This is a genomic window from Metapseudomonas resinovorans (genome assembly GCF_002003485.1).
Taxonomy (GTDB): Bacteria; Pseudomonadota; Gammaproteobacteria; order Pseudomonadales; family Pseudomonadaceae; genus Metapseudomonas; species Metapseudomonas resinovorans_D.
The window spans coordinates 1-22484 of record NZ_BDMA01000011.1; the positions used below are offsets into that span (position 1 = coordinate 1).

A 22484-nucleotide genomic window follows, 5' to 3' on the forward strand; every position below is an offset into this window, starting at 1 on the left:
GCGGGCTGGTCTTCCGCTTCTGTAGGGGCGAATTCATTCGCCAAGCAGACTGCAGGTCTGCCCTACGAACACTCAGCTGCGCCTGACTTCCCTCTTCCCCTGCCCCTCTCCCTGAAGTGGAGAGGGGTGACACGTGCCGGCGACTCCGTGCTCGCCGGCAATGCGCGGCTCTTCTGTGGGAGCGAATTCATTCGCGAAAGCAGGACGCAGTCCTGCCCTCCCAATCCCCCTGTCAATTCCGCTCACCCAGATTGATGCCTTTCGACATTGCCGCAATCGCCCCCCGGCGCGACCATCCCGTTACTCCAACAAAAACAACCTGGGAGTTCACCCGATGCGCGATTACTTCACCGCTGCCCACGAGTTCGACTACGCCAGCGCCGCGTCCACCACCCTGGCGGGCGATCTCGACGCCCTGAATGCCTGCGTCGAATGCTGCGACCGCCACGCCGAGCCGGGTCGCGTCGCGCTGGTCTGGGAGGGGCGCAACGGTGAACAAGCCACCTGGACCTTCGCCCAACTCAAGGAAGCCGCGGCGCGCTTCGCCAACCTCCTGCAAGCCCGTGGCGTGCGCCCGGGCGACTGCGTTTCCGGCATGCTGCCGCGTACCCCGGAACTTCTGATCACCATCCTCGGCACCTGGCGTGCCGGTGCCGTCTACCAGCCGCTGTTCACCGCGTTCGGGCCCAAGGCCATCGAGCATCGGGTGCAAGGCGCCGGTTCGAAGCTGGTGGTCACCGACCTCACCAACCGCCCCAAGCTGGACGAAGTGGAAGGCGTGCCGCCAGTGCTGACGGTGGGCGATGACTTCTGGGCCGAACTGGAGCGCCAGCCGGACAGCTTCGAGCCGGTGCTGCGCAAAGCGTCCGATCCTTTCCTGCTGATGTTCACCTCCGGCACCACCGGCCTGGCGAAACCGCTGGCCGTACCGCTGAAGGCCATCGTCGCCTTTGTCAGCTATATGCGTGACGCGGTCGATCTGCGCCCGGACGACAAGTTCTGGAACCTGGCCGATCCGGGCTGGGCCTACGGCCTCTACTACGCGGTGACCGGCCCGCTCGCCATGGGCCACGCCACCACCTTCTACGAGGGCGGTTTCACCGTAGAAAGCACCTGCCGGATCATCCGCGAGCATGGAATCACCAACCTGGCCGGCTCGCCCACGGCTTACCGCCTGCTGCTGGCTGCCCGCGACGAGGTAGAGGCTGCGATCAAAGGCAATCTGCGTGCCGTCAGCAGCGCCGGAGAGCCCCTGACCCCGGAGGTGATCCGCTGGTTCGGCGAGGGCCTGGGTTGCACCATCCACGACCACTACGGCCAGACCGAACTGGGCATGGTGCTGTGCAACCACCATGCGCTGGAACACCCTGTCCGCCTCGGTGCCGCTGGATTCGCCATGCCCGGCCACCGCGTGGTGGTGCTGGACGAACAGCACCGCGAGCTTCCCGTCGGCCAGCCCGGCATCCTCGCCCTGGACATGCCGCGCTCGCCGCTGTTCTGGTTCCCCGGCTATCAGGGGATGGCCACCAAGGCCTTCGTCGGTGACTACTATCTGAGTGGTGACACCGTGGAGCTGAACGACGATGGCAGCATCAGCTTCGTCGGCCGCGCCGATGACGTGATCACCACCTCCGGCTACCGCGTCGGCCCCTTCGATGTGGAGAGCGCACTGATCGAGCACCCGGCGGTGATCGAGGCTGCGGTGATCGGCAAGCCCGACCCGGAGCGCACCGAACTGGTCAAGGCCTTCGTCGTGCTGCACGCCGGCCACAGCGCCGACGCTGAACTGGCCGACGCCCTGCAGCAATACGTGCGCAAGCGCCTGTCTGCCCATTCCTATCCGCGCGAAATCGAGTTCGTCGCGGAATTGCCCAAGACCCCGAGCGGCAAGATCCAGCGTTTCCTCCTGCGTAACCAGGAGATCGCCAAGGCCCAGGCGGCCGCCGCCAACTGAACCCCCGAGGAGTAGCAATCGTGCGTATCGAGAATTCCGTTTTCCTGGTGACCGGCGGCAGCTCCGGTCTCGGCCTGGCCACTGCCCGCGAACTGGTGGGGCAGGGCGGCAAGGTGGTGCTGGTGGATATCAATGCCGACGCCGGCAATGCCCGCGCCGAAGAACTGGGCGCCAATGCCCGCTTCGTGAAAGCCGACATCACCCGTGAAGAAGATGCCCGCGCCGCCGTGGCAGCCGCAGTGGAGGCCTTTGGCGGCCTGCACGGGCTGGTCAATTGCGCGGGTGTCGCGCCAGCCGAGAAGGTCATCGGCCGCAACGGTGCCCATGGCCTGGACAGCTTCGCCCGGACCATCAGCATCAACCTGGTTGGCAGCTTCAACATGCTGCGCCTGGCCGCCGAGGCCATGTCCCAAGGGCAGCCCAATGAAGAGGGCGAGCGCGGCGTGATCATCAACACCGCCTCGGTTGCCGCCTTCGACGGCCAGATTGGCCAGGCTGCTTATTCCGCTTCCAAGAGCGGCGTGGTCGGTATGACCCTGCCGGTCGCCCGCGAGCTTGCCCGCCACGGTATCCGCGTGATGTGCATCGCTCCCGGTATCTTCGAAACCCCGATGATGGCCGGCATGCCGCAGGAGGTCCGTGACTCCCTCGGTGCTGCCGTGCCTTTCCCGCCGCGCCTTGGTCGTCCGGCCGAGTACGCATCTCTGGTCCGCCACATTGTCGAGAACGCCATGCTCAATGGCGAAGTGATTCGCCTCGACGGCGCTATCCGTATGGCCGCGAAATAAGGAGGACGCCATGAACAAGGATTCCATCGTTATCGTCAGTGCTGCCCGTACCGCCATGGGCGGCTTCCTCGGTGACTTCAAGGACATGACCGCTGCGCAACTGGGCGCCGCCGTCAACCGCGCCGTGCTGGAACGCGCCGGCCTGAAGGGCGACGCCGTGGATGAAGTGATCATGGGCTGCGTGCTGCAGGCCGGCCAGGGTCAGGCCCCGGCACGCCAGTCCGCACTCGGCGCTGGCCTGCCCCAGGGCGTGGTCTGCTCCACGGTGAACAAAATGTGCGGCTCGGGCATGAAGACCGTGATGCTCGCCCATGACCTGCTGCGTGCTGGCAGTGCCGATGTGGTGCTGGCCGGGGGCATGGAGAGCATGTCAAATGCGCCCTACCTGCTGGAGCGTGCCCGTTCCGGTTACCGCATGGGCCACGGCAAGGTGCTCGACCACATGTTCCTCGACGGCCTGGAAGACGCCTACGACAAGGGCCGCCTAATGGGTACCTTCGCCGAGGATTGTGCCCAGGCCTATGGCTTCACCCGCGAGCAGCAGGATAATTTCGCCATCGCCTCCCTGACCCGTGCCCAGAAGGCCATGGCCGACGGCCGCTTCACCGCCGAGATCGTCCCGGTGGAAGCGAAATCCGGCCGCGACGTGGTGACCATCAACCAGGATGAGCAGCCGCCGAAGGCACGCCTGGACAAGATTCCAACCCTCAAGCCGGCGTTCCGCGAGGGCGGCACCGTCACCGCGGCCAACTCCAGCTCCATTTCCGACGGCGCGGCGTCGTTGCTGCTGATGCGTCTGGAGGAAGCGGAAAAGCGCGGCCTGAAGCCGCTGGCCCATGTTGCCGGCCATGCGTCCTTCGCCCAGGCGCCGAACCTCTTCACCACTGCACCGGTGGGTTCCATCCAGCGCCTGCTGACCCGTACCGGCTGGAGCCTGGGCGAAGTCGACCTGTTCGAAGTCAACGAAGCCTTCGCCGTGGTGCCGATGGTCGCCATGCGTGACCTGGACATCTCCCACGACAAGATCAACGTCCACGGCGGCGCCTGCGCCTTGGGCCATCCCATCGGCGCCTCCGGCGCGCGGGTGCTGGTGACCCTGCTCAACGCGCTGACCCAGTACGACCTCAAGCGTGGCGTGGCATCGGTGTGCATCGGTGGCGGCGAGGCCACTGCTGTCGCAATCGAACTCATCAAGTGAGGGCAGGGCGATGATCCCGAACGAAGACGAAATCCAGATTCGCGATATGGCCCGGCAGTTCGCCCAGGAGCGGCTGAAACCCTTTGCCGAGTCCTGGGACCGCGAACACCGCTTCCCCGCCGAGGCAATTCGCGAAATGGCCCAGCTGGGCTTCCTCGGCATGCTGGTGCCGGAAGAGTGGGGCGGTGCGGCCACCGGTCACCTCGCCTATGCCATGGCGCTGGAGGAAATCGCCGCTGGCGACGGCGCCTGCTCCACCATCATGAGCGTGCACAACTCGGTGGGTTGCATGCCCATTCTCAAGTACGGCAGCCAGGAGCAGAAGGAGCGCTTCCTGCGTCCGTTGGCCACCGGCGAGATGATCGGCGCCTTCGCCCTCACCGAGCCCCAGGCCGGATCGGATGCCAGCGACCTGCGCACCCGAGCCCGCCGCGACGGCGATCATTACGTGCTGAACGGCGCCAAGCAGTTCATCACCTCGGGCAGTCATGCGGGGATGGTGATCGTCTTCGCCGTGACCGATCCGCAGGCCGGCAAGAAGGGCATCAGCGCCTTCATCGTCCCCACCGATACCCCCGGCTATCAGGTGGTGCGGGTGGAGGACAAGCTCGGCCAGCACGCCTCCGATACCTGCCAGATCCAACTGGATGATGTGCGTATCCCGGCGTCCCTTCGACTGGGTGAGGAGGGCGATGGTTATCGGATCGCTCTGTCCAACCTGGAAGGCGGACGCATTGGCATTGCCGCGCAATCCGTCGGCATGGCCCGCGCGGCCTTCGAGGCGGCACGCGACTACGCCCATGAGCGCAAGACCTTCGGCAAACCGATCATCGAGCACCAGGCCGTGGCCTTCCGCCTGGCCGACATGGCGACCCAGATCGCCGTGGCGCGGCAGATGGTCCACCACGCCGCCAGCCTGCGCGAAGCCGGCATGCCCTGCCTGACCGAGGCGTCCATGGCCAAGCTGTTCGCCTCGGAGATGGCCGAGAAGGTGTGCTCGGCGGCCATCCAGACGCTCGGTGGCTACGGCTACCTGAAGGACTTCCCGGTGGAGCGCATCTACCGTGACGTGCGGGTGTGCCAGATCTACGAAGGCACCTCGGATGTGCAGCGCATGGTGATTGCGCGCAGCCTCTGACCCTCTGGGGCAGCTGCGCTGCCCTTGGCGAATGAATTCGCCCCTACAAGGTCCGCACCGACCTGCTGTGGGGGCGATTTCAATCGCTATGCAGGTCGCAGACCTGCCCATCCCATTTGAAGGAATTCGATATGACCTACCAGACCCTGCTGGTGGAGCAGGCCGGCGCTGTCGGCCTGGTCACCCTCAATCGCCCCGAGGCGCTGAACGCCATCAATACCCAGCTCATCGATGAGCTGAACCAGGTGCTCGACGGCTTCGAGCGGGACGCTGCCATCGGCTGCGTGCTGATCACCGGTTCCGCCAAGGCCTTCGCGGCCGGTGCGGACGTCAAGGAAATGGCCAGCCTGTGCTTCCCCGGCACTTATCTCGACGACTTCCTTGGTCGCTGGGACCGCGTGGCGCAGCGGCGCAAGCCGATCATCGCCGCCGTGGCCGGCCACGCCTTGGGCGGCGGTTTCGAACTGGCGCTGATGTGCGACTTCATCATTGCCGCCGACACGGCGCGCTTCGGCCTGCCTGAAGTGAAGCTGGGGGTGATTCCGGGGGCCGGTGGCGTCCAGCGCCTGACCCGTCTCGTGGGCCGCGCCAAGGCCATGGAGATGCTGCTGAGCGGACGCAGCATGGATGCCATCGAAGCCGAGCGCTGCGGCGTAGTGGCGCGGGTGGTGCCCGCCGCCGAGCTGCTGGAGGAAGCCCTGGACAGCGCCAGCCGCATCGCCGCGCAGTCGCGCACGGCGGTGATGATGCTCAAGGAGTGCGTGAACCGGGTGGACGAAGGCTCGCTGGGCGAGGGGCTGCGCTTCGAGCGGCGGATGTTCCAGGCGGTGTTCGCCACACCGGATCAGAAGGAAGGCATGGGGGCTTTCATCGAGAAGAGGAAGCCGGAGTTTGGGCGCTGAGTCCAATCAGGGCGCAGTCTTTGTAGGGGCGATTTCAATCGCCATGCAGGCCGAAGGTCTGCCCTGCAATGCCGAAGGGGGCAGCTACGCTGCCCTTGGCGAATGAATTCGCCCCTACAGGTTGTTCAACCCCAACAGGCCCCCACGGGTTCACGCCCGCTCCTTCTGCTCCTGCGCCGTCACCTGCTGGCAGATTTCGATGATCTGCTCGCGCATCCAGCGGTTGGCCGGGTCCTGGTCGGTGCTTTCGTGCCAGTAGAGGTGGGTTTCCAGGGCGGGCACGTCGTGCACCGGCAGGTTCACGTAGTGCAGGTCCTGGCGGCGGGCGAAGCGTTCCGGGACGGTGATGGCCAGATCGGTGCCGTGCAACACGGTGGAGGCCATCAGGTAGTGCTGCGAGCGCAGGATTACCTTGCGCTGGATACCCATCTTGCCCAGTGACAGGTCCACGTAGCCCAGGCCGCTGCGGCGGCTGGAAATGTGGATGTGCGAGAGCGACAGGTACTCGTCCAGCGTGATCTTTTCCTTGGCCAGCGGGTGGCCGCGGCGCATGGCGCAGACGTAGCGGTCTTCCATCAGCTTGACGTGGCGCACCTGCGGGTCGGTGTTCAGCGGGGCGTCCACGGCGAAGTCCAGGCGGCCGGCGGCCAGTTCCTTGGTGGTTTCGCGACGCTTGGCCAGGAAGCTTTCGATCTGCACGGTCGGCGCCAGGCGGCGCAGGCGCTGGAACAGCGGCGGCAGGATCACCGTTTCGGTGAGGTCGGTCATGCTGATGCGGTAGGTCTTGTTCGCCTGCGCCGGGTTGAAGGTGCGGCTTTCCTGCACCGAAACGCGCAACAGCTGGAGGGCATTGCGCACCGGGCCGATGATGTTCTGCGCCATGGGCGTGGGCACCATGCCTTGGGCGGTACGCACGAACAGTGGGTCGTTGAAGGTCTCGCGCAGGCGGGCGAGGGCGTTGGAGACGGCAGGCTGGGTAATGCCGACGATCTGGCCGGCGCGGGTCAGGTTGGCCTCGGTATAGATGGCGTCGAAGACGATGAAGAGGTTGAGGTCTACCTTGTTCAAATTCATGCCGGGCGTGCTCCTGAAAGTTGTTTTTATCAGCGGATCATATATCGGTGATGAATGTTCATAGATGCCGAAAATAGACTAGGGAAATCTTACGCCCTGTTCTAGCATCCTTACCAGACCTCACTAACAGCCCCGCAAAAAGGTAGCCCCGCATGGATTTCGCCTATTCCCCGAAGGTCCAGGAACTGCGTGAACGCGTCACCGCATTCATGGACACCTACGTCTATCCGGCCGAGCCGGTATTCGAGCAGCAGGTTGCCGAAGGCGACCGCTGGCAGCCCACCGCGATCATGGAAGAGCTGAAAGCCAAGGCGAAGGCGGAAGGACTGTGGAACCTGTTCCTGCCGGAGTCCGAACTCGGCGCGGGCCTGACCAACATGGAATACGCGCCGCTGGCCGAAATCATGGGCCGCTCGCTGCTGGGCCCGGAGCCCTTCAACTGCTCCGCGCCGGATACCGGCAACATGGAAGTGCTGGTGCGCTACGGCAACGAAGAGCAGAAGCGCCGCTGGCTGGAACCGCTGCTGCGCGGCGAGATCCGCTCCGCCTTCGCCATGACCGAGCCGGGCGTGGCCTCGTCCGACGCCACCAACATGGAAGCCCGCGCCGTGCGCCAGGGTGACGAGTGGGTGATCAACGGCAGCAAGTGGTGGACCTCGGGCGCCTGCGATCCGCGCTGCAAGATCCTTATCTTCATGGGCCTGTCCAACCCGGACGCGCCGCGTCACCAGCAGCACTCGATGATCCTGGTGCCCACCGACACCCCCGGGGTGAAGATCGTGCGCCCGCTGCCGGTGTTCGGCTACGACGACGCGCCCCACGGCCACGCCGAAGTGGTCTTCGAAAACGTGCGCGTGCCCTACGAGAACGTGCTGCTGGGTGAGGGCCGTGGCTTCGAGATCGCCCAGGGCCGCCTTGGCCCGGGTCGTATCCACCACTGCATGCGCTCCATCGGCATGGCTGAACGCGCCCTGGAACTGATGTGCAAGCGCGCCGTCAGCCGTACCGCCTTCGGCCGTCCGCTGGCTCGCCTGGGTGGCAACGTCGACAAGATCGCTGACTCGCGGATGGAAATCGACATGGCCCGCCTGCTCACCCTGAAGGCGGCGTACATGATGGATACCGTCGGCAACAAGGTCGCCAAGAGCGAGATCGCCCAGATCAAGGTCGTGGCGCCCAACGTCGCCCTGCGGGTGATCGACCGCGCTATCCAGATCCACGGCGGCGCCGGCGTTTCCAACGACTTCCCGCTGGCCTACATGTACGCCATGCAGCGCACGCTGCGCCTGGCCGACGGCCCGGACGAAGTGCACCGTGCCGCCATCGGCAAGTTCGAGATCGGCAAGTACGTACCGAAGGAAATGCTGCGCAGCAGTCACTGATCGCCATGAAAAAGGCCCGCATCGCGCGGGCCTTTTTCGCTTTCCAGAGACTGTTGTGGCGCCGATTCGTAGGGTGGATGTCGCTCTTTACATCCACCATTGACGTGGCAGTCGGTGCGTTGGTGGACATGAAGAGCGATGTCCACCCTGCATGTCCGTACCTAGTCCTTCTCCGGCACTGGGTTCCTGGCCTTCAACCAGCCCATCCGCAGATGCAGCTGCGCAGCGAAGGCACGCGCGGCGAGTTCCTCCTGGAACGTCAGGCTGCGATGCCCAAGGCGTACGCGCCAGTAAATACGACCGCTTTTCTCGAAGGGCTCAATTCGCACTTCATCCATCTTTCCCCAGGTCTCCCGAGTTCTGGGCCGGGCGATCGCGAGTCTTCAACAGGGACAGGAGCACGCCGCCGGCAAGTAGACCGAAGGTTACGCCAAGGGACAGCAGCGGGGGAATCTTGCCGATGAACCCGTGCAGGAAAATCTTGCCGCCGATGAAGATCAGGACCAGGGCCAGGGCGTACTTCAGGTACACGAAGCGGTGCATCAGGGCCGCCAGGGCGAAGTACAGGGCACGCAGGCCGAGGATGGCGAAGATGTTCGAGGTGTAGACGATGAACGGGTCCTGGGTGATGGCGAAGATCGCCGGGACGCTGTCCACCGCGAACACCAGGTCAGCCAGCTCGATCAGCACCAGGGCCAGGAACAGAGGTGTGGCGTAGAGCAGGGCCTTGCTGTCGCCAGCCTGCTTCAGGCGCACGAAGAAGTGCGAGCCGTGCAGGTCGTCGGTCACGCGGATGTGGCGGCGGACGAACTTCAGTACCGGGTTGTTGGCGAGGTCCGGGTGAGACTCCTCCCTGGAGAAGAGCATCTTCACGCCGGTGAACAGCAGGAAGGCGCCGAACACGTAGAGGATCCAGTCGAATTCCTTCACCAGGGCGCTACCCAGGCCGATCATGATGGCGCGCAGCACCACCACGCCGAGGATGCCCCAGAACAGCACGCGGTGCTGATAACGGCGGGGGATGGCGAAGAAACCGAAGATCATCGCCATGACGAAGACGTTGTCCATGGACAACGACTGCTCGACCAGGAAGCCGGTGTAGAACTCGATAGCGCTTTGCGCGCCCAGTTCGAACCACACCCAGATACCGAACAGCACACCCACGCCGAAATAGCCGCCATAGAGCAGCAGGCTTTCGCGCACCTCGATTTCGTGCTGGTCACGGTGCAGCACCCCGAGGTCGAAGACCAGCAGGGCGAGGACTATTCCGAGGAAGACGAGCCACAACCAGGTGGCGGTGCCGAGGAAGTCGGCTGTGAGAAACGCGTGCAGAGCTGCCATGAGCCCCTCCTTATGTCGTTGATAAAACGTGACTCCGACATGGCGGCTGGCAAGCCGTCAGAGGGGCCCGGCGTCACATGGAAAAGCCTACCGGTGGCCGGGTATGGGAGGAACGGAGCCGCTGTAACAATTCTTTGCCTCTTCTAAGAAAGTCCCTAAAACGCATGCGAATCGTCGTAATTTACATTTGTAAATGATTATTATTTGATGATAATTTCCGCATCCGCCGTCAGATGCGATCGCGCCTGCACGGTTGAGTTGCGGGTGCCAGTGACGCGCGCCGCGCGAAAAAAAGAAGACCGTTGGTTAGCCAGCCAACAAGACAGACCATCCTAGGGGTTTGAGAGTGCAACAGCAAAATGCGTTCAATGCGACGGAATCGGCTGGGGATGCCGGTGTCGCGCGGCTCAAGCGTCATCCGTTGTCCGTGGCGATCCTGGGCGTGACCCTGGCGTTACAGGCAGGCGTGGTGCTGGCCGAGGAGCAGGAAGGCAATGGATCGCTGGAACTGGTGGCTACGTCCATCACCGACAACCGCCTCGGGGAAACCACCGAGGGTACCGGCTCCTACACCACCGGCTCGACACGCACCGCCACCAAGCTGTCACTGTCGCCTCGCGAGACTCCGCAATCGGTCAGTGTCATCACCCGTCAGCAGATGGATGACCAGAACCTGACCAGCATTGGCGATGTGCTGTCGAAGACTCCTGGCATCACCATCAACAAGCTCGACAGCAGCCGCGCCAGCTTCAAGTCCCGTGGCTTCGAGATCGACAACTTCCAGATCGATGGCATTCCGGCCGCCTTCCGCTTCGGCAACGGTATCGACCAGGCCGACATGGTGATTTACGACCGCGTGGAAGTCCTCAAGGGCTCCACCGGCCTACTCAGCGGCTTCGGCAGCCCCTCGGCCACCGTCAACCTGGTGCGCAAGCGTCCGACCAGGGAACTCTCCGGCTACATCTCCGCCGGCGCCGGCAGCTGGGACACCTACCGCAGCGAGTTCGACATCGGCGGTTCGCTGACCCCCCAAGGCAACGTGCGCGGCCGCTTCGTCACCGCCTACGAGGACGGCCAGTCGTTCATGGATCACCTGTCCGAGAAGAAGCAGGTGTTCTACGGCATCCTCGAAACCGACATCACCGAAGACACCCTTCTGAGCGCGGGCCTCAGCCGCCAGACCAACCGCCCGGATGGTTCCTCCTGGGGCTCTTCGGTGCCGCTGCTCGACAGCAATGGCAACGAGCTCAACATGTCCCGTTCGCACAACCCGGGCACCAAGTGGAGTGAGTGGGACAACACCACCGACAACGCCTTCGTGACCCTGGAACAGCGCCTGGCCAACGACTGGATGGTGAAGGCCTCGATCAGCCGCACCGAGACCGACTCGCCCATCACCCTGGGTTCGGCCGCTAGCGGCAACCCGAATCCGGTAGACGGCACCGGCATGTTCGTCTGGCGCGGCAAGTACCAATACGAGACCAGCCAGAACGCCTACGACCTGTACGCCAGTGGCCCGTTCCAGCTGCTGGGTCGCGAGCACGAGCTGGTGGTCGGTCTATCCCACCGCGACATCGAGTCCGACGAAACCAACTGGCCGTTCTTCTTCGATCCCGCCCCGGGCATCTTCGACTGGAACGGCGACTTCCCCGAGCCGGACTGGGGCAGCCCGCAGTCCAAGGTCAAGACCGAGCTGAAAGAGACCGCGGCGTACCTGACCAGCCGCTTCAAGCCCACCGACGACCTGTCGATCATCCTTGGCTCCCGTGTTTCCAACTGGAAGCTGGACAGCACCGGTACCGACCTGACGTCAGGCCAGAGCGCCAAGCTGCAGAGCCTGCGTGAAACCGGCGTGGTGGTGCCCTATGCCGGCGTGGTCTACGACCTCAACGACACCTACTCGGTCTATGCCAGCTACACCAGCATCTTCAAGCCCCACGAAAGCGAGCAGGATGCCAACGGCAAGGCCATCGAACCGGAAGAGGGCGATGCCTACGAACTGGGCCTGAAGGCGGAATTCTTCGACGGCCGCCTGAATGCCAGCGCCGCGGTTTTCGAAGTCAAGCAGGACAACCTGGCTGAAGAAGTCGGCTTCGATCCGGTCATCAACAAGTCCGTCTACCGTGCGGTGCAGGGCGCCAAGACCAAGGGCTTCGAGCTCGAACTCGCCGGCGAGGTGCTGCCGGACTGGAACGTGCAGGGTGGTTACACCCACCGCATCACGCGCGATGGGGATGACGACAAGATCTCCACCACCGAGCCGGAAGACATGTTCCGCCTGTCCACCAGCTACCGCCTGCCGGGCCAGTTCAACAAGCTGACCATCGGTGGTTCGGCCAGCTGGCAGAGCAAAATCTGGAAGGACGTATACAACCCGGCGACCAACGCCAGCGACTACGAATACACCCAGGAAAGCTATTGGGTGCTGGATGCCATGGCCAAGTACCAGGTCACCGAGCAGCTGTCGGTCACCCTTAACGGCAACAACCTCACCGACAAGAAGTACTTCAGCAATCTGGGCTTCTACGACGGTGGTTTCTACGGCGATCCGCGCAACTTCATGCTGACCACCCGCTTCGACTTCTGATGCGGCGAGGCCCGGGGCCTCTAACGTCTTGTAGGAGCGAGCTTGCTCGCGAAGGACCGCACTCGGGTTGTTCGCGGGCAAGCCCGCTCCTACATGCTTCCGGCCCCGTAGGGTGGATGGCGCTTTTCCATCCACCGGCGGTGCTGAACAGGGCCTCGAATGGTGGACCGATGAAGCGTGGTCCACCCTACGGCTGACTTCCTATTCTCAATACACCCAGACTTCCACCCGACGATTGCGAATCCGTCCTTCCTCGGCCGTGTTGGCCGCCACCGGCAGTTCGTCGCCGAGCCCGGTCACGTCCCGCAAGGTCACGCCGCCCTTGGTCAGTTCCCGGCGCACCGCCATGGCGCGCAACTTGGACAGCAGTTCGGCCCGCTGCGGGTCGGCCTTGGGATCGCCGAAGCCCACCAATACGACCTTCTGCTCCAGCTTGTTGGTCTGCTTCAGGTAATCCAGCACGCGCTGCACATCGCGCTGGGCCTTGTTGTCGAGGGTGGCGCTGCCTTCCTGGAAACGGAAATTCACCGACAGCCGCTGGGCATTGCTGGCCAGCTCGCGGTAGTTCTCCGGCATGTTCTGCTGGGCCTGGACCTTGATCGCCTGGACCTGCTGGGCGACGAAGCCGCTCTGGCCGACGATGGCCTGGCCGCGAGCGCTCTGGGCGAATTGCACCAGCGCCTTGGCCCAGCGGTTCTGTTCACCCGGCTTCATATACAGGAACAGGCGACGCGACAGCGGATAGTCCTCGGTGGCGATCAGCTCGGCGCTGGGCGGCATGGCCAGGGAGTCACCGTCGGCAATGGCCAGGGCGCGGGCCTGGTTGATCGAGGCGAGGCCGACGAAACCGATGCCTTGCGGATCGGCGCTGACTGCGGCGGAAAGCTTGTCGTTGGATTCGAAGCGCTGGGCCGTGGCGGCCAGGGCCTTGCCCTGGCGCACCAGTACCAGCTCCTTGAAGGTGTCGTAGGTACCGGACTGGTCATCGCGGGCGTAAAGATGGATGGCGCCGCCCTTGCCGCCGAGTTCTTCCCAGGTCTTTACCTCGCCGGCAAACACTGCGGCCAGCTGGGCGGTGCTCAGGGCGCGTAGCGGGTTCCCCGGATGCAGGATGATGGCCAGCCCGTCGATGGCGATCACCTGTTCGGCGTGCCGGCTTCGCAGGTCGCCGAACGAGGACAGGTCCTGGGCTTCGGCATCCTTGATCGGACGTGACGAGGCGGAGAGGTCGGCACTGCTGTCCTTCAGGGCGACGAAACCAGTGGACGAGCCATGGGCGGCCAGTGCCACCTGAATCTCCTTGCCCTTGGCATCGTGGGCCACGATATGCACCTCGTTTTCCCGGTCGCCCGGCGTCTGGTGAACGGCGCGCAGGCCTTCCTCTTCCAGCATGCCCTTGACCAGTGCCGGGCCGAGCTTGGCACCGATGGTGTTGGAGCCCTGGATGCGCAGGACGGTCTCGGGCTGGGCGGCGAACACCGACCAGGGGAAGGCATAGCAGATGAAACCGAGCAGCAACATGCTGAGGCCACGGCCCCACATGTCCTTGTCGCTGGCGGTCATAGCGCGCGGCATGGGCAAACACCTTGTATCAAGGGGGTGGAAGGAGCCGCGAGATTAAGTCAGCCGGGTGACGGAGATATGACAAACGCTCTGCGTTGGGCCTTTTCCGCCGATGAGGAATTTTCGCCTCGCATTTCCTGGAGCTTCCTACAGCTCTGTAAGGAGAGTCCTGCAACCCGGAACTCGGCAAACGGATAGGGTATCCCGCTGCCCGAAACACCCCGCGAGGGTGCTTCGAGCTGGCGCAAAAAGCGCATCCCTTACTTGTTCAAGGAGTGTTGTGATGAGTGGTTGGTTCGAGCTGCGCAAGAACACTGGTGGCACCTGGCGCCTGCGTTTGAAGGCGGCCGACGCGCAGACCCTTCTGGATACCGGCATCCATGAGGACCGCGGCACCGCAGAGGAGGCCATGGCCCGGTTCCGCGAGAATTGCGTGCATGAGGAGCGCTTCGTACGGCGTATCGATTCCAGCGGCAAGAACTACTTCAAGCTGTGCGCAGTCAACAAGGAGGTGATCGTCCGGAGCCACCTCTACGATTCGGAGCATGCGTTGCAGCGAGCTGTCGAAACCATCATGCAGGTGGGTACCACCCAGATGGTGAAAGAAGTCTGAATGATCAGGCGCTAAAGGAAAAAGGCCCATCAGTGATGGGCCTTTTTCGTTGAGCGTAGAGTGAATCACGCTGCGATGGTTCGGCGCTTGTGCAGGAGCGAGGGGGACGCCCAGTTCTTGCTCGCGAAAGACTGAGCTCAGCAGGTTCGCCAGCAAGCTGGCTCCTGCATCCACCCTCTACTGCACCACTAACCACGGCTGGTGGATCGGTGAAGCGTGATTCTTCCGGAAGTAATATCAGGCCAATTCCAGCCAGATCGGCGCGTGGTCCGAAGGTTTTTCCATGCCGCGCAGGTCGTAGTCGATGCCGGCGTCCTTGATGCGTGCCTGCAGCGGGCTGGTGGCGAGGATTACGTCGATGCGCAGGCCACGCTTGGGTTCGTCCTCGAAGCCGCGGCTGCGGTAATCGAACCAGCTGAAGCGGTCATTCACCTCAGGGTTGAGGTGGCGGAAGCTGTCCACCAGGCCCCAGCTCTTCAGACGTGCGAGCCACTCGCGTTCTTCCGGCAGGAAGCTGCACTTGCCAGTCTTCAGCCAGCGTTTGCGGTTCTCTTCACCGATGCCGATGTCACAGTCTTCCGGCGAGATGTTGATGTCGCCCATCACCACCAGCGGTTGACTCGGCTGGAACTGTTGCTCCAGCAGCACTTGCAGGTCGGCGTAGAAGCGCTCCTTGGCGGGGAACTTGACCGGATGCTCGCGGCTTTCGCCCTGGGGGAAGTAGCCGTTCATCACGGTGACCGGGTTGCCCTGGGCATCGGCGAAGGTGCCGTAGATGAAGCGGCGCTGGGCCTCCTCGCCATCGTTCGGGAAGCCCTTGAACAGGGAAATAGGCTCCTGGCGGGAGAGCAGGGCGACACCGTAGTGGCCTTTCTGGCCGTGGTAGTGCACGTGGTAGCCGAGCTGGCGGATTTCCGCTACCGGGAACTGCTCGTCGGCGACCTTGGTTTCCTGCAGGCCGATCACGTCCGGCTGATGCTTGGCGATCAGCGCCTCGAGCTGGTGGGGACGTGCCCGCAGGCCGTTGATATTGAAAGAAACGATCTTCATCGCGAAGGCATCCTGGCAAAAACGCGATGCTAGCCGATGGTTGGCCGCCCGGCCAGCCGGCGTGGCTGGGCCCGGAATCTGGTGCTAATTTCCTTCTTGGCCCGATAGAACCCATAACAAAAGAGGTGCCGTGAATGCCCGGTTACATCCCCACCGCGCCGGTCGAGGTGCGCCTGCTGGACGGCGGTTACGCCCGCGAAGCACGTTCCCTGCTGTACCACGCCTACCGCCACGAACCCACCTTCGCCTATCTGTTCGAAGCTGAGCGCCCCGGCTACGACCAGCGGGTCCGCGCTACGGTGCGGGAGCTGGTGCAGCAGCATTTCCTTGAAGAGCTGCCGGCCATCGGCCTGCTGATCGAGGAGCGCCTGGTGGGCATCGCGCTGATAGCGCCACCGCAGCGCCGCCTGGACATCACCGAAAGCTGGGGCTGGCGGTTGCGCATGCTGCTGTCCACCGGTTTCCGTTGCACCCGCCGCTATCTCGATTACCACGATGCCGTGCTCGCCTGCCTGCCGCCGGGGCCCTACCACGTACTGCCGTTGCTCGGCATCCATCCGGAGTTCCAGGGCCGGCATCTCGGTGAACAGCTGCTGGAGGCGCTGCACAACTGGTGTGCCGAGGACGATGGCTCCCAGGGGGTGGTGCTGGATACCGGCAACGTTCGCTACCTGGACTTCTACAAACGTCAGGGCTACGAGGAGGTGGGGGAGGTCGCGCTGGGCCCGGTGGTCGAGCACGTGTTCTTCCATCCCAATCCACGGCCGGTGATGCGAGCCAGCGGCTGACTCGCATTTCCGACAGAAAGGGCGGAAGGCCGTGGTAGGATTTCGCCCCATGAATTTCTGCCAAGGATTGCGCGGGCCGCTGCTGTTGGTCCTGCTCTGCACAAGCACTCTGGCGCTGGCCAAGGCCAGGCTGGACGTGAAAGTTGAACCTGCCAATGCGCCGTTGAAGGCCAATATCGAGGCCTACATCGGCGCCCTTGGCGACCGCAAGGAAGAAGACCTGCGACGGTTCCGGCGTTCGGCCGAGGACCAGGCGCGCCAGGCCGCCCAGGCGCTCGGTTATTACCAGGCCGAGATCGACAGCCGCGTCGAAGGTGGCAAGGACCCCGCCCTGCATCTGCTGGTGGTGCCCGGTGAACCGGTGCGCCTGCGCAACGTCGTGGTGCGTATCGAAGGCGAGGCCAGTGCTCTGAAGGTGTTTCGCGTTCCCGAGAGCAAGGCGCTGAAAGCGGGTGCACAACTCAACCATGGCGCCTACGAGGACGCCAAGAAGCTGATCCAGAACCAGGGTTTGCGCTACGGCTTCTTCGACGGACGTTTCAAGAGCCAGCGACTGGACATCGACCCGCGCGCCGGATTCGCGGATATCGAACTGGTCTATGACAGCGGCCCGCGTTATAGCCTGGGTGCTGTCAGTTTCGATGGCGATACTCCCTTCGACCCCGACCTGCTGGCACGCCTGGTGCCATTCCCGGCCAACACGCCCTACGACTCCGACCAGGTCGCCAAGCTCAGCCAGAACCTGCAGGCCAGCGGCTACTTCGACGAAGTGCGGGTGGATGCCAGCCCGGTCAAGGGCGCCGGTCAGGTAATACCGGTCAAGGTGAAACTGACAGCGGTGAAGCCGCGCACCGTTGGCTTGGGTGTCGGATTTTCCACCGACGTGGGTCCTCGCGCCCGCGCCAACTGGACCCGCCACTGGATCAACCGTCAGGGTCATCGCCTGGGAGCGGAGACGGAAGTCTCGCCAGTGCGGCAGAACGTAGGCACCTGGTACGAGATTCCCCTCGACCCACCGCTGACCGACACGCTGCGCTTCTCCACCGGCCTGCAGCGGGAGAATCTGGTGGACGTGGATAGCCGTCGCTTCACCATCGGCGGGCAATGGCAGTCCAAGTTACCCAGTGACTGGCAACGGGTAGTCTCCCTGCGCTGGGAGCAGGAAACCTTCGATTTCGGCGATGGCAGCGACGATGGGCGTAGCAGCTTCCTCATTCCCGGTATCAGCTACGGCGTGACCCGCGGCGACAACAAGCTCGACCCCAATCGTGGCTATTCGCTGCAATTCGACGTACGCGGCGCCAAGGAGGGCATCCTCTCCGACACCGACTTCACCTACGCCAGCGCCATGGCCAAGGGGCTCTACACCTTGCCGGGAGGCCATCGCGTGCTGGGTCGGGTACAGGCTGGCGGCATCGCCACCACTGATTTCGACGCCATCCCGCCGTCCCTGCGTTTCTTCGCCGGTGGCGACCAGAGTGTGCGCGGCTACGACTACCAGACCCTTTCGCCGGAAGACAGCAACGGCAACAAGGTCGGCGGCCGCTACCTGCTGGTGGGGAGTGCCGAGTACCAGTACCCGGTCGCCGAGAAGTGGCGTGTGGCGGCGTTCGTCGACCGTGGTAACGCGATGGACTCCCTGAGCGCGGCGATGAAGACTGGCGCTGGCATCGGCGTGCGCTGGGTTTCGCCGGTGGGGCCCATCCGCCTCGACCTGGCCAAGGCCCTGGATGATCCGGGCGGCTACCGTATCCACTTCTCCATGGGGCCTGAATTGTGAGGCGCGGGGTGAAGTACGGTTTTGCGATTCTGGCCCTCGTCCTGGCAGCGGTGGTGGCGATCCCGGCAACACTGCTGTTCACCGAGACCGGTGGGCGCTGGGCGCTTGGTCATGTGCCGGGACTGGAAGTGGACGACTTCAGCGGAACCCTGGGTGGGCGCTGGAGCGCCACCCGGCTGTCCTGGCAGCAGGACGGCACCGCCCTGGAACTGCAAGCGCCCCTGCTGGACTGGTCTCCCGCCTGCCTGCTGCGTCGCACCCTCTGCATCAATGAACTGGCCAGCGACAGCATCCACCTCGATCTTCCGCCCTCCCAGGATGAAAGCAGCAGCGCCATCAGCCTGCCGGAGCTGCGATTACCGTTGGCGCTGGAGATCGGGCAGGTGCGCATCGGCCGCTTCCTGCTCGACGGCAATGACCAGCTTCAGCAGCTGGAGCTGGTGGCACGGTGGCAGGTGGATGGCCTGCACCTCGAACGTCTCAAGCTGCGCCGCGATGATCTGGCCCTGGAACTCCAGGGCACGCTTCACCCCGAGGGGAACTGGCCGCTGGCCCTGCAGGGCAGCCTGCAGCTACCCGCGCCGGGCGAAAAGCCCTGGAAACTGGCGTTGAGGGCGGACGGCGATCTGCAGGGAACGCTCAAGGTCCAGGCCGACAGCAGCGGCTATCTCAACGGCCACCTCGACGGCGAACTGCGTCCCCTGGCGGAGAACCTGCCGGCCAGCGCGACCTTGCGCGCCGACGGTTTCAAGGCCAGTGCAGACTTGCCGGATACCCTGATCCTCAATCAGGTGGTCCTCAACGCCAAGGGCGACATCACGGCCGGCTACGCCGTGCAGGGCACGGCCAGTCTGCCGGGCGAGGGTGGCGCCGTAGCGCTGGATCTGGCTGGGCGGGTCGATGCCAAGGGCGCGGATATCCAACAGCTCCTGCTCACCGGCGATCCCCAGCAGACCCTGGCACTGCAGGGCCGTGTCGACTGGCAGCAGGAGCTGGCCGTCGACACTCGCCTGCAATGGCGCGAGTTCCCCTGGCAGCGGCTGTTCCCCCAGGAGCAACCACCTCCCGTGGACATGCAGCAGCTCGACGCCGAGATGCGTTACGCCGCGTCGCGCTACGAAGGCAGGTTCGATGCCCGCTTCAAGGGGCCGGCCGGCGACTTCAGCCTCGGCAGTCCGGTGGCCGGTGACCTCGCCAGCGTCACCCTGTCTGACCTGCTGCTCAAAGCCGGACAGGGCAGGGCGCAGGGCCAGCTGAAAGTCGATTTCGCCAACGGCGTGGGGTGGGACAGCCAACTGAGACTGAGCGAACTGGACCCGTCCTACTGGCTGGCGGAACTGCCCGGCAAGCTGGCTGGCAAGTTGCAGTCCAAGGGCGCGTGGCGCGAGCAGCGCCTGGAGCTGAATACCGATCTCGATCTCAGTGGTCAGCTGCGTGGCCAGCCGGCTGTGCTCCAGGCCAAGGCCGAAGGTGCCGGCGAGCGCTGGCTGCTCAACGCTCTGCAGGTGCGTCTGGGCGACAACCGCATCGAAGGTCGGGGGCAGTTGGACCAGAAGCTCAGCGGCCACCTCGACCTCGCCCTGAATCGCCTCGGGCAGCTCTGGCCGAAACTCTTCGGCAAGGTCCAGGGGCGGCTCGATCTCGCCGGCACGCTGCAGGCCCCGCAGGGCAAGCTTGCGCTGACCGGGGAACGGATGGGGCAGGGCGACAATCGCCTCGACACGCTCAAGCTGGATGCCCAACTGGACGCCGCCCAGCGTGGCCGCGTGCAGTTACAGGTGAACGGCCTCGCTTCCGGCGACAACGAGTTCGGCACCCTGACCGCCGAAGGTTCCGGCGACCGGGTGCGCCAGCAGCTGGAAATGAACCTCAAGGGGCCGATGCTCGACCTGTTGCTGGCCATGAACGGCAAGCTGGACGGCGGCAATTGGCGCGGCCAACTGGCGCGGGGCGAGGTCCAGGCCGGTGGCCAGGACTGGCGCCTGGAGGCGCCGGCGCGGCTGGAGCGGCTGGCGGACGGCAAGCTGAACTTCGGCGCGCATTGCTGGCGCTCGGGCCCGGCGAGCCTCTGCGGCGGAGAGCAGCGCCTGATGCCTGAGCCGAAGCTGGACTACCGCCTGCGCGACTTCCCCCTGGCCAGCCTCGCGCGCTGGTTGCCGGAGGACTTTGCCTGGCAGGGCCAGCTCAACGCCGACATCAAGCTCGACTTGCCTGCCAGCGGTCCCAACGGCCAGATTACCCTGAATGCGGGCAGCGGCGTGCTGCGCCTGAAGGAAGAAGATCGCTGGGTCGATTTCCCCTATCAGCGCCTGCTGCTCGATAGCACCCTGCGTCCGCAGCGCATCGACAGTCAGTTGAGCTTCCAGGGCCAGGGCCTCGGTGAACTGCAACTGGACGCACGAATCGACCCACGTCCGGCGAACAAACCGCTGTCCGGACAATTCCGCCTGGACGGGTTGGACCTCGCCGTGCTGCGTCCCTTCGTGCCCAAGGTGGAAACCCTTGAAGGGCGCCTGCAAGGCGCCGGCAGCCTGAGCGGCACCCTGCAGGCCCCTTATGTCCTGGGCAACCTGCGCCTGGCCGAAGGCCGGATCGGTGGCGGCGACCTGCCCATGAGCTTCGAGGCGTTGGGCCTGGATGCCCGTATCGCCGGAGAACGCGTGGAGCTGAGCGGGCAATGGCGCAGCGGCGAACAGGGCCAGGGCAGCCTGTCTGGCAGTGTGGCCTGGACTCAAGGCCTGGACGTCGACCTTGCGTTGCGCGGTACCCGACTGCCCCTGGTGGTGGAGCCCTATGCGAATCTGGAAGTGGAGCCGGACCTGAACATCGGTCTGGCCGGCGATCGTCTGTCCGTCGGCGGCAAGGTGCTGGTGCCGCGTGGCAAGATCAAGGTCCGCGAGCTGCCGCCGCAAGCGGTCAAGGTATCCCCGGATGCCCGCGTGGTAGGCGAGCAGGACGCTGAGCAACAGCCGTTGCAGATGGCCATGAACGTGGACGTGGAAGTCGGCCAGGACCGCCTGCAGTTCTCCGGCTTCGGACTGACCGCGGACCTCCTGGGCCACCTCAAGGTGGGCGACAACCTCACCGGCAATGGCGAGCTGGTGCTGAAGAACGGTCGTTATCGGGCTTACGGTCAGCGCCTCGACCTGCGTCGGGCGCGTCTGCTGTTCGCCGGCCCGCTGGATCAGCCCTATCTGGATGTGGAAGCTGTGCGCGTCGTGGGCGACGTCACTGCGGGTGTGCGCCTGAATGGCCGTGCCGACGAACCCGCCACCGAAGTGTTTTCCAATCCGGCCATGAGCCAGGAGCAGGCGCTGTCCTACCTGATCCTCGGCCGGCCGATGAACACCAGCGAAGGCGATGGCAATGCGGTGGGCCGCGCGGCGTTGGCGATGGGACTTTCCGGTAGCGCGCCGCTGACCAGCGAACTGGCCCAGCGCCTTGGCCTCAAGGACCTGCAACTCGATGATGACGGCGCCGTGGGGCAGATCACCGATCGCTTGAGTGTCCGATATGGCCTCGGCGTGGTGGATTCCACTAGCGTGGTGGCGCTGCGCTACGAACTGACCAAGCGTCTCTACCTTGAAGCCGCGAGCGGCCTGGCCAGCTCCCTGGACCTGTTCTACAAGCGGGATTTCTAAGTGCGCCTTGTGGAAGCGAATTCATTCGCGAACAGCCCTGTAGGGTGCGCCGTGCGCACCGGTGGTTTGGCATGGCGCGCAAGCCGATCCCGAAATCGGTGCGCACAGCGCACCCTACGGTCGGCATTGTGGAAGCGAATTCATTCGCGAATGACCGTGTAGGGTGCGCCGTGCGCACCGGTGGTTTGACATGGCGCGCAAGCCGATCCCCGAATCGGTGCGCGCAGCGCACCCTACGGTCGGCATTGTGGAAGCGAATTCATTCGCGAACGACCGTGTAGGGTGCGCCGTGCGCACCAGCGGTTTGACGTGGCGCGCAAGCCGATCCCGGAATCGGTGAGCACAGCGCACCCTACGGTCGGCATTGTGGAAGCGAATTCATTCGCGAACGACCGTGTAGGGTGCGCCGTGCGCACCAGCGGTTTGACATGGCGCGCAAGCCGATCCCCGAATCGGTGCGCACAGCGCACCCTACGGTCGGCATTGTGGAAGCGAATTCATTCGCGAACGACCGTGTAGGGTGCGCCGTGCGCACCGGTGGTTTGACATGGCGCGCAAGCCGATCCCGGAATCGGTGCGCACAGCGCACCCTACGGTCGGCATTGTGGAAGCGAATTCATTCGCGAACGACCGTGTAGGGTGCGCCGTGCGCACCAGCGGTTTGACGTGGCGCGCAAGCCGATCC

Annotated in this window: 16 protein-coding genes; 11 read left to right on the plus strand and 5 right to left on the minus strand. The window is 64.5% G+C overall.

Annotated elements, in window-relative coordinates; translation table 11 throughout:
- The first annotated feature begins 334 nt into the window (after positions 1-334).
- From MnOB_RS02570 to MnOB_RS02590, 5 genes are all read left to right on the plus strand, one after another.
- On the plus strand, positions 335-1954 hold the full coding sequence (locus tag MnOB_RS02570; RefSeq protein WP_077521687.1) for an acyl-CoA synthetase: 1620 nt from the start codon (positions 335-337) through the stop codon (positions 1952-1954).
- Positions 1955-1974: 20 nt separating this feature from the next.
- Positions 1975-2742 (plus strand): 3-hydroxyacyl-CoA dehydrogenase, encoded by a 768-nt coding sequence (locus MnOB_RS02575; RefSeq protein ID WP_077521689.1) that lies wholly within the window; start codon positions 1975-1977, stop codon positions 2740-2742.
- Between the two features lie 10 nt (positions 2743-2752).
- Entirely contained in the window at positions 2753-3940 is a 1188-nt protein-coding gene (locus MnOB_RS02580; protein WP_077521691.1) for an acetyl-CoA C-acyltransferase, read from the plus strand.
- A gap of 10 nt (positions 3941-3950) precedes the next feature.
- Positions 3951-5078, plus strand: a complete 1128-nt coding sequence (locus MnOB_RS02585; protein ID WP_077521693.1) for an acyl-CoA dehydrogenase family protein — start codon at positions 3951-3953, stop codon at positions 5076-5078.
- Positions 5079-5209: 131 nt separating this feature from the next.
- Positions 5210-5980, plus strand: coding sequence for an enoyl-CoA hydratase-related protein (locus MnOB_RS02590; protein WP_077521695.1), 771 nt, complete (start codon positions 5210-5212; stop codon positions 5978-5980).
- A 150-nt stretch (positions 5981-6130) separates the two neighbouring features.
- Here MnOB_RS02590 and MnOB_RS02595 read toward each other — a convergent pair whose 3' ends face one another.
- Complete coding sequence (locus MnOB_RS02595; protein WP_077521697.1) at positions 6131-7054, minus strand: LysR family transcriptional regulator; 924 nt, start codon at positions 7052-7054, stop codon at positions 6131-6133.
- 152 nt (positions 7055-7206) lie between these two features.
- On the opposite strand from MnOB_RS02595, the gene MnOB_RS02600 reads away from it, so the two are divergent.
- On the plus strand, positions 7207-8436 hold the full coding sequence (locus MnOB_RS02600; protein ID WP_077521699.1) for an acyl-CoA dehydrogenase: 1230 nt from the start codon (positions 7207-7209) through the stop codon (positions 8434-8436).
- Between the two features lie 161 nt (positions 8437-8597).
- On the opposite strand, the gene MnOB_RS28980 is transcribed toward MnOB_RS02600, so the two are convergent.
- Positions 8598-8774: a hypothetical protein gene (locus MnOB_RS28980; RefSeq protein WP_199824437.1), complete on the minus strand. Its 177-nt coding sequence runs from the start codon at positions 8772-8774 to the stop codon at positions 8598-8600.
- Positions 8767-9777 carry a TerC family protein gene (locus MnOB_RS02605; RefSeq protein ID WP_077521702.1) on the minus strand — a complete coding sequence of 337 codons (1011 nt, stop codon included), beginning with the start codon at positions 9775-9777 and terminating at the stop codon, positions 8767-8769. Before MnOB_RS02605 ends, MnOB_RS28980 begins: the two co-directional genes overlap by 8 nt.
- A 346-nt stretch (positions 9778-10123) precedes the next feature.
- Here MnOB_RS02605 and MnOB_RS02610 point away from each other — a divergent pair, with 346 nt between their 5' ends.
- The gene (locus MnOB_RS02610; protein WP_077521704.1) at positions 10124-12364 is read left to right on the plus strand and encodes a TonB-dependent siderophore receptor; all 2241 of its coding nucleotides are present in this window, start codon (positions 10124-10126) and stop codon (positions 12362-12364) included.
- Positions 12365-12571: 207 nt separating this feature from the next.
- Here MnOB_RS02610 and MnOB_RS02615 read toward each other — a convergent pair whose 3' ends face one another.
- Positions 12572-13939: a substrate-binding domain-containing protein gene (locus MnOB_RS02615; RefSeq protein WP_077521706.1), complete on the minus strand. Its 1368-nt coding sequence runs from the start codon at positions 13937-13939 to the stop codon at positions 12572-12574.
- 271 nt (positions 13940-14210) lie between these two features.
- Between MnOB_RS02615 and MnOB_RS02620 the strand changes: the two genes are divergently transcribed.
- Positions 14211-14540, plus strand: coding sequence for a YegP family protein (locus MnOB_RS02620; protein WP_077521708.1), 330 nt, complete (start codon positions 14211-14213; stop codon positions 14538-14540).
- 237 nt (positions 14541-14777) lie between these two features.
- On the opposite strand, the gene xthA is transcribed toward MnOB_RS02620, so the two are convergent.
- On the minus strand, positions 14778-15590 hold the full coding sequence (gene xthA, locus MnOB_RS02625) for an exodeoxyribonuclease III (RefSeq protein ID WP_077521710.1): 813 nt from the start codon (positions 15588-15590) through the stop codon (positions 14778-14780).
- A gap of 134 nt (positions 15591-15724) precedes the next feature.
- Between xthA and MnOB_RS02630 the strand changes: the two genes are divergently transcribed.
- From MnOB_RS02630 to MnOB_RS02640, 3 genes are read left to right on the plus strand one after another with little or no spacing between them, the layout of a single operon-like run.
- The gene (locus MnOB_RS02630) at positions 15725-16378 is read left to right on the plus strand and encodes a GNAT family N-acetyltransferase (protein ID WP_077521712.1); all 654 of its coding nucleotides are present in this window, start codon (positions 15725-15727) and stop codon (positions 16376-16378) included.
- 49 nt (positions 16379-16427) lie between these two features.
- Entirely contained in the window at positions 16428-18158 is a 1731-nt protein-coding gene (locus MnOB_RS02635) for an autotransporter assembly complex protein TamA (protein ID WP_077521714.1), read from the plus strand.
- Positions 18155-21799, plus strand: a complete 3645-nt coding sequence (locus MnOB_RS02640; protein WP_077521716.1) for a translocation/assembly module TamB domain-containing protein — start codon at positions 18155-18157, stop codon at positions 21797-21799. Before MnOB_RS02635 ends, MnOB_RS02640 begins: the two co-directional genes overlap by 4 nt.
- The last annotated feature ends 685 nt before the right edge of the window (positions 21800-22484 follow it).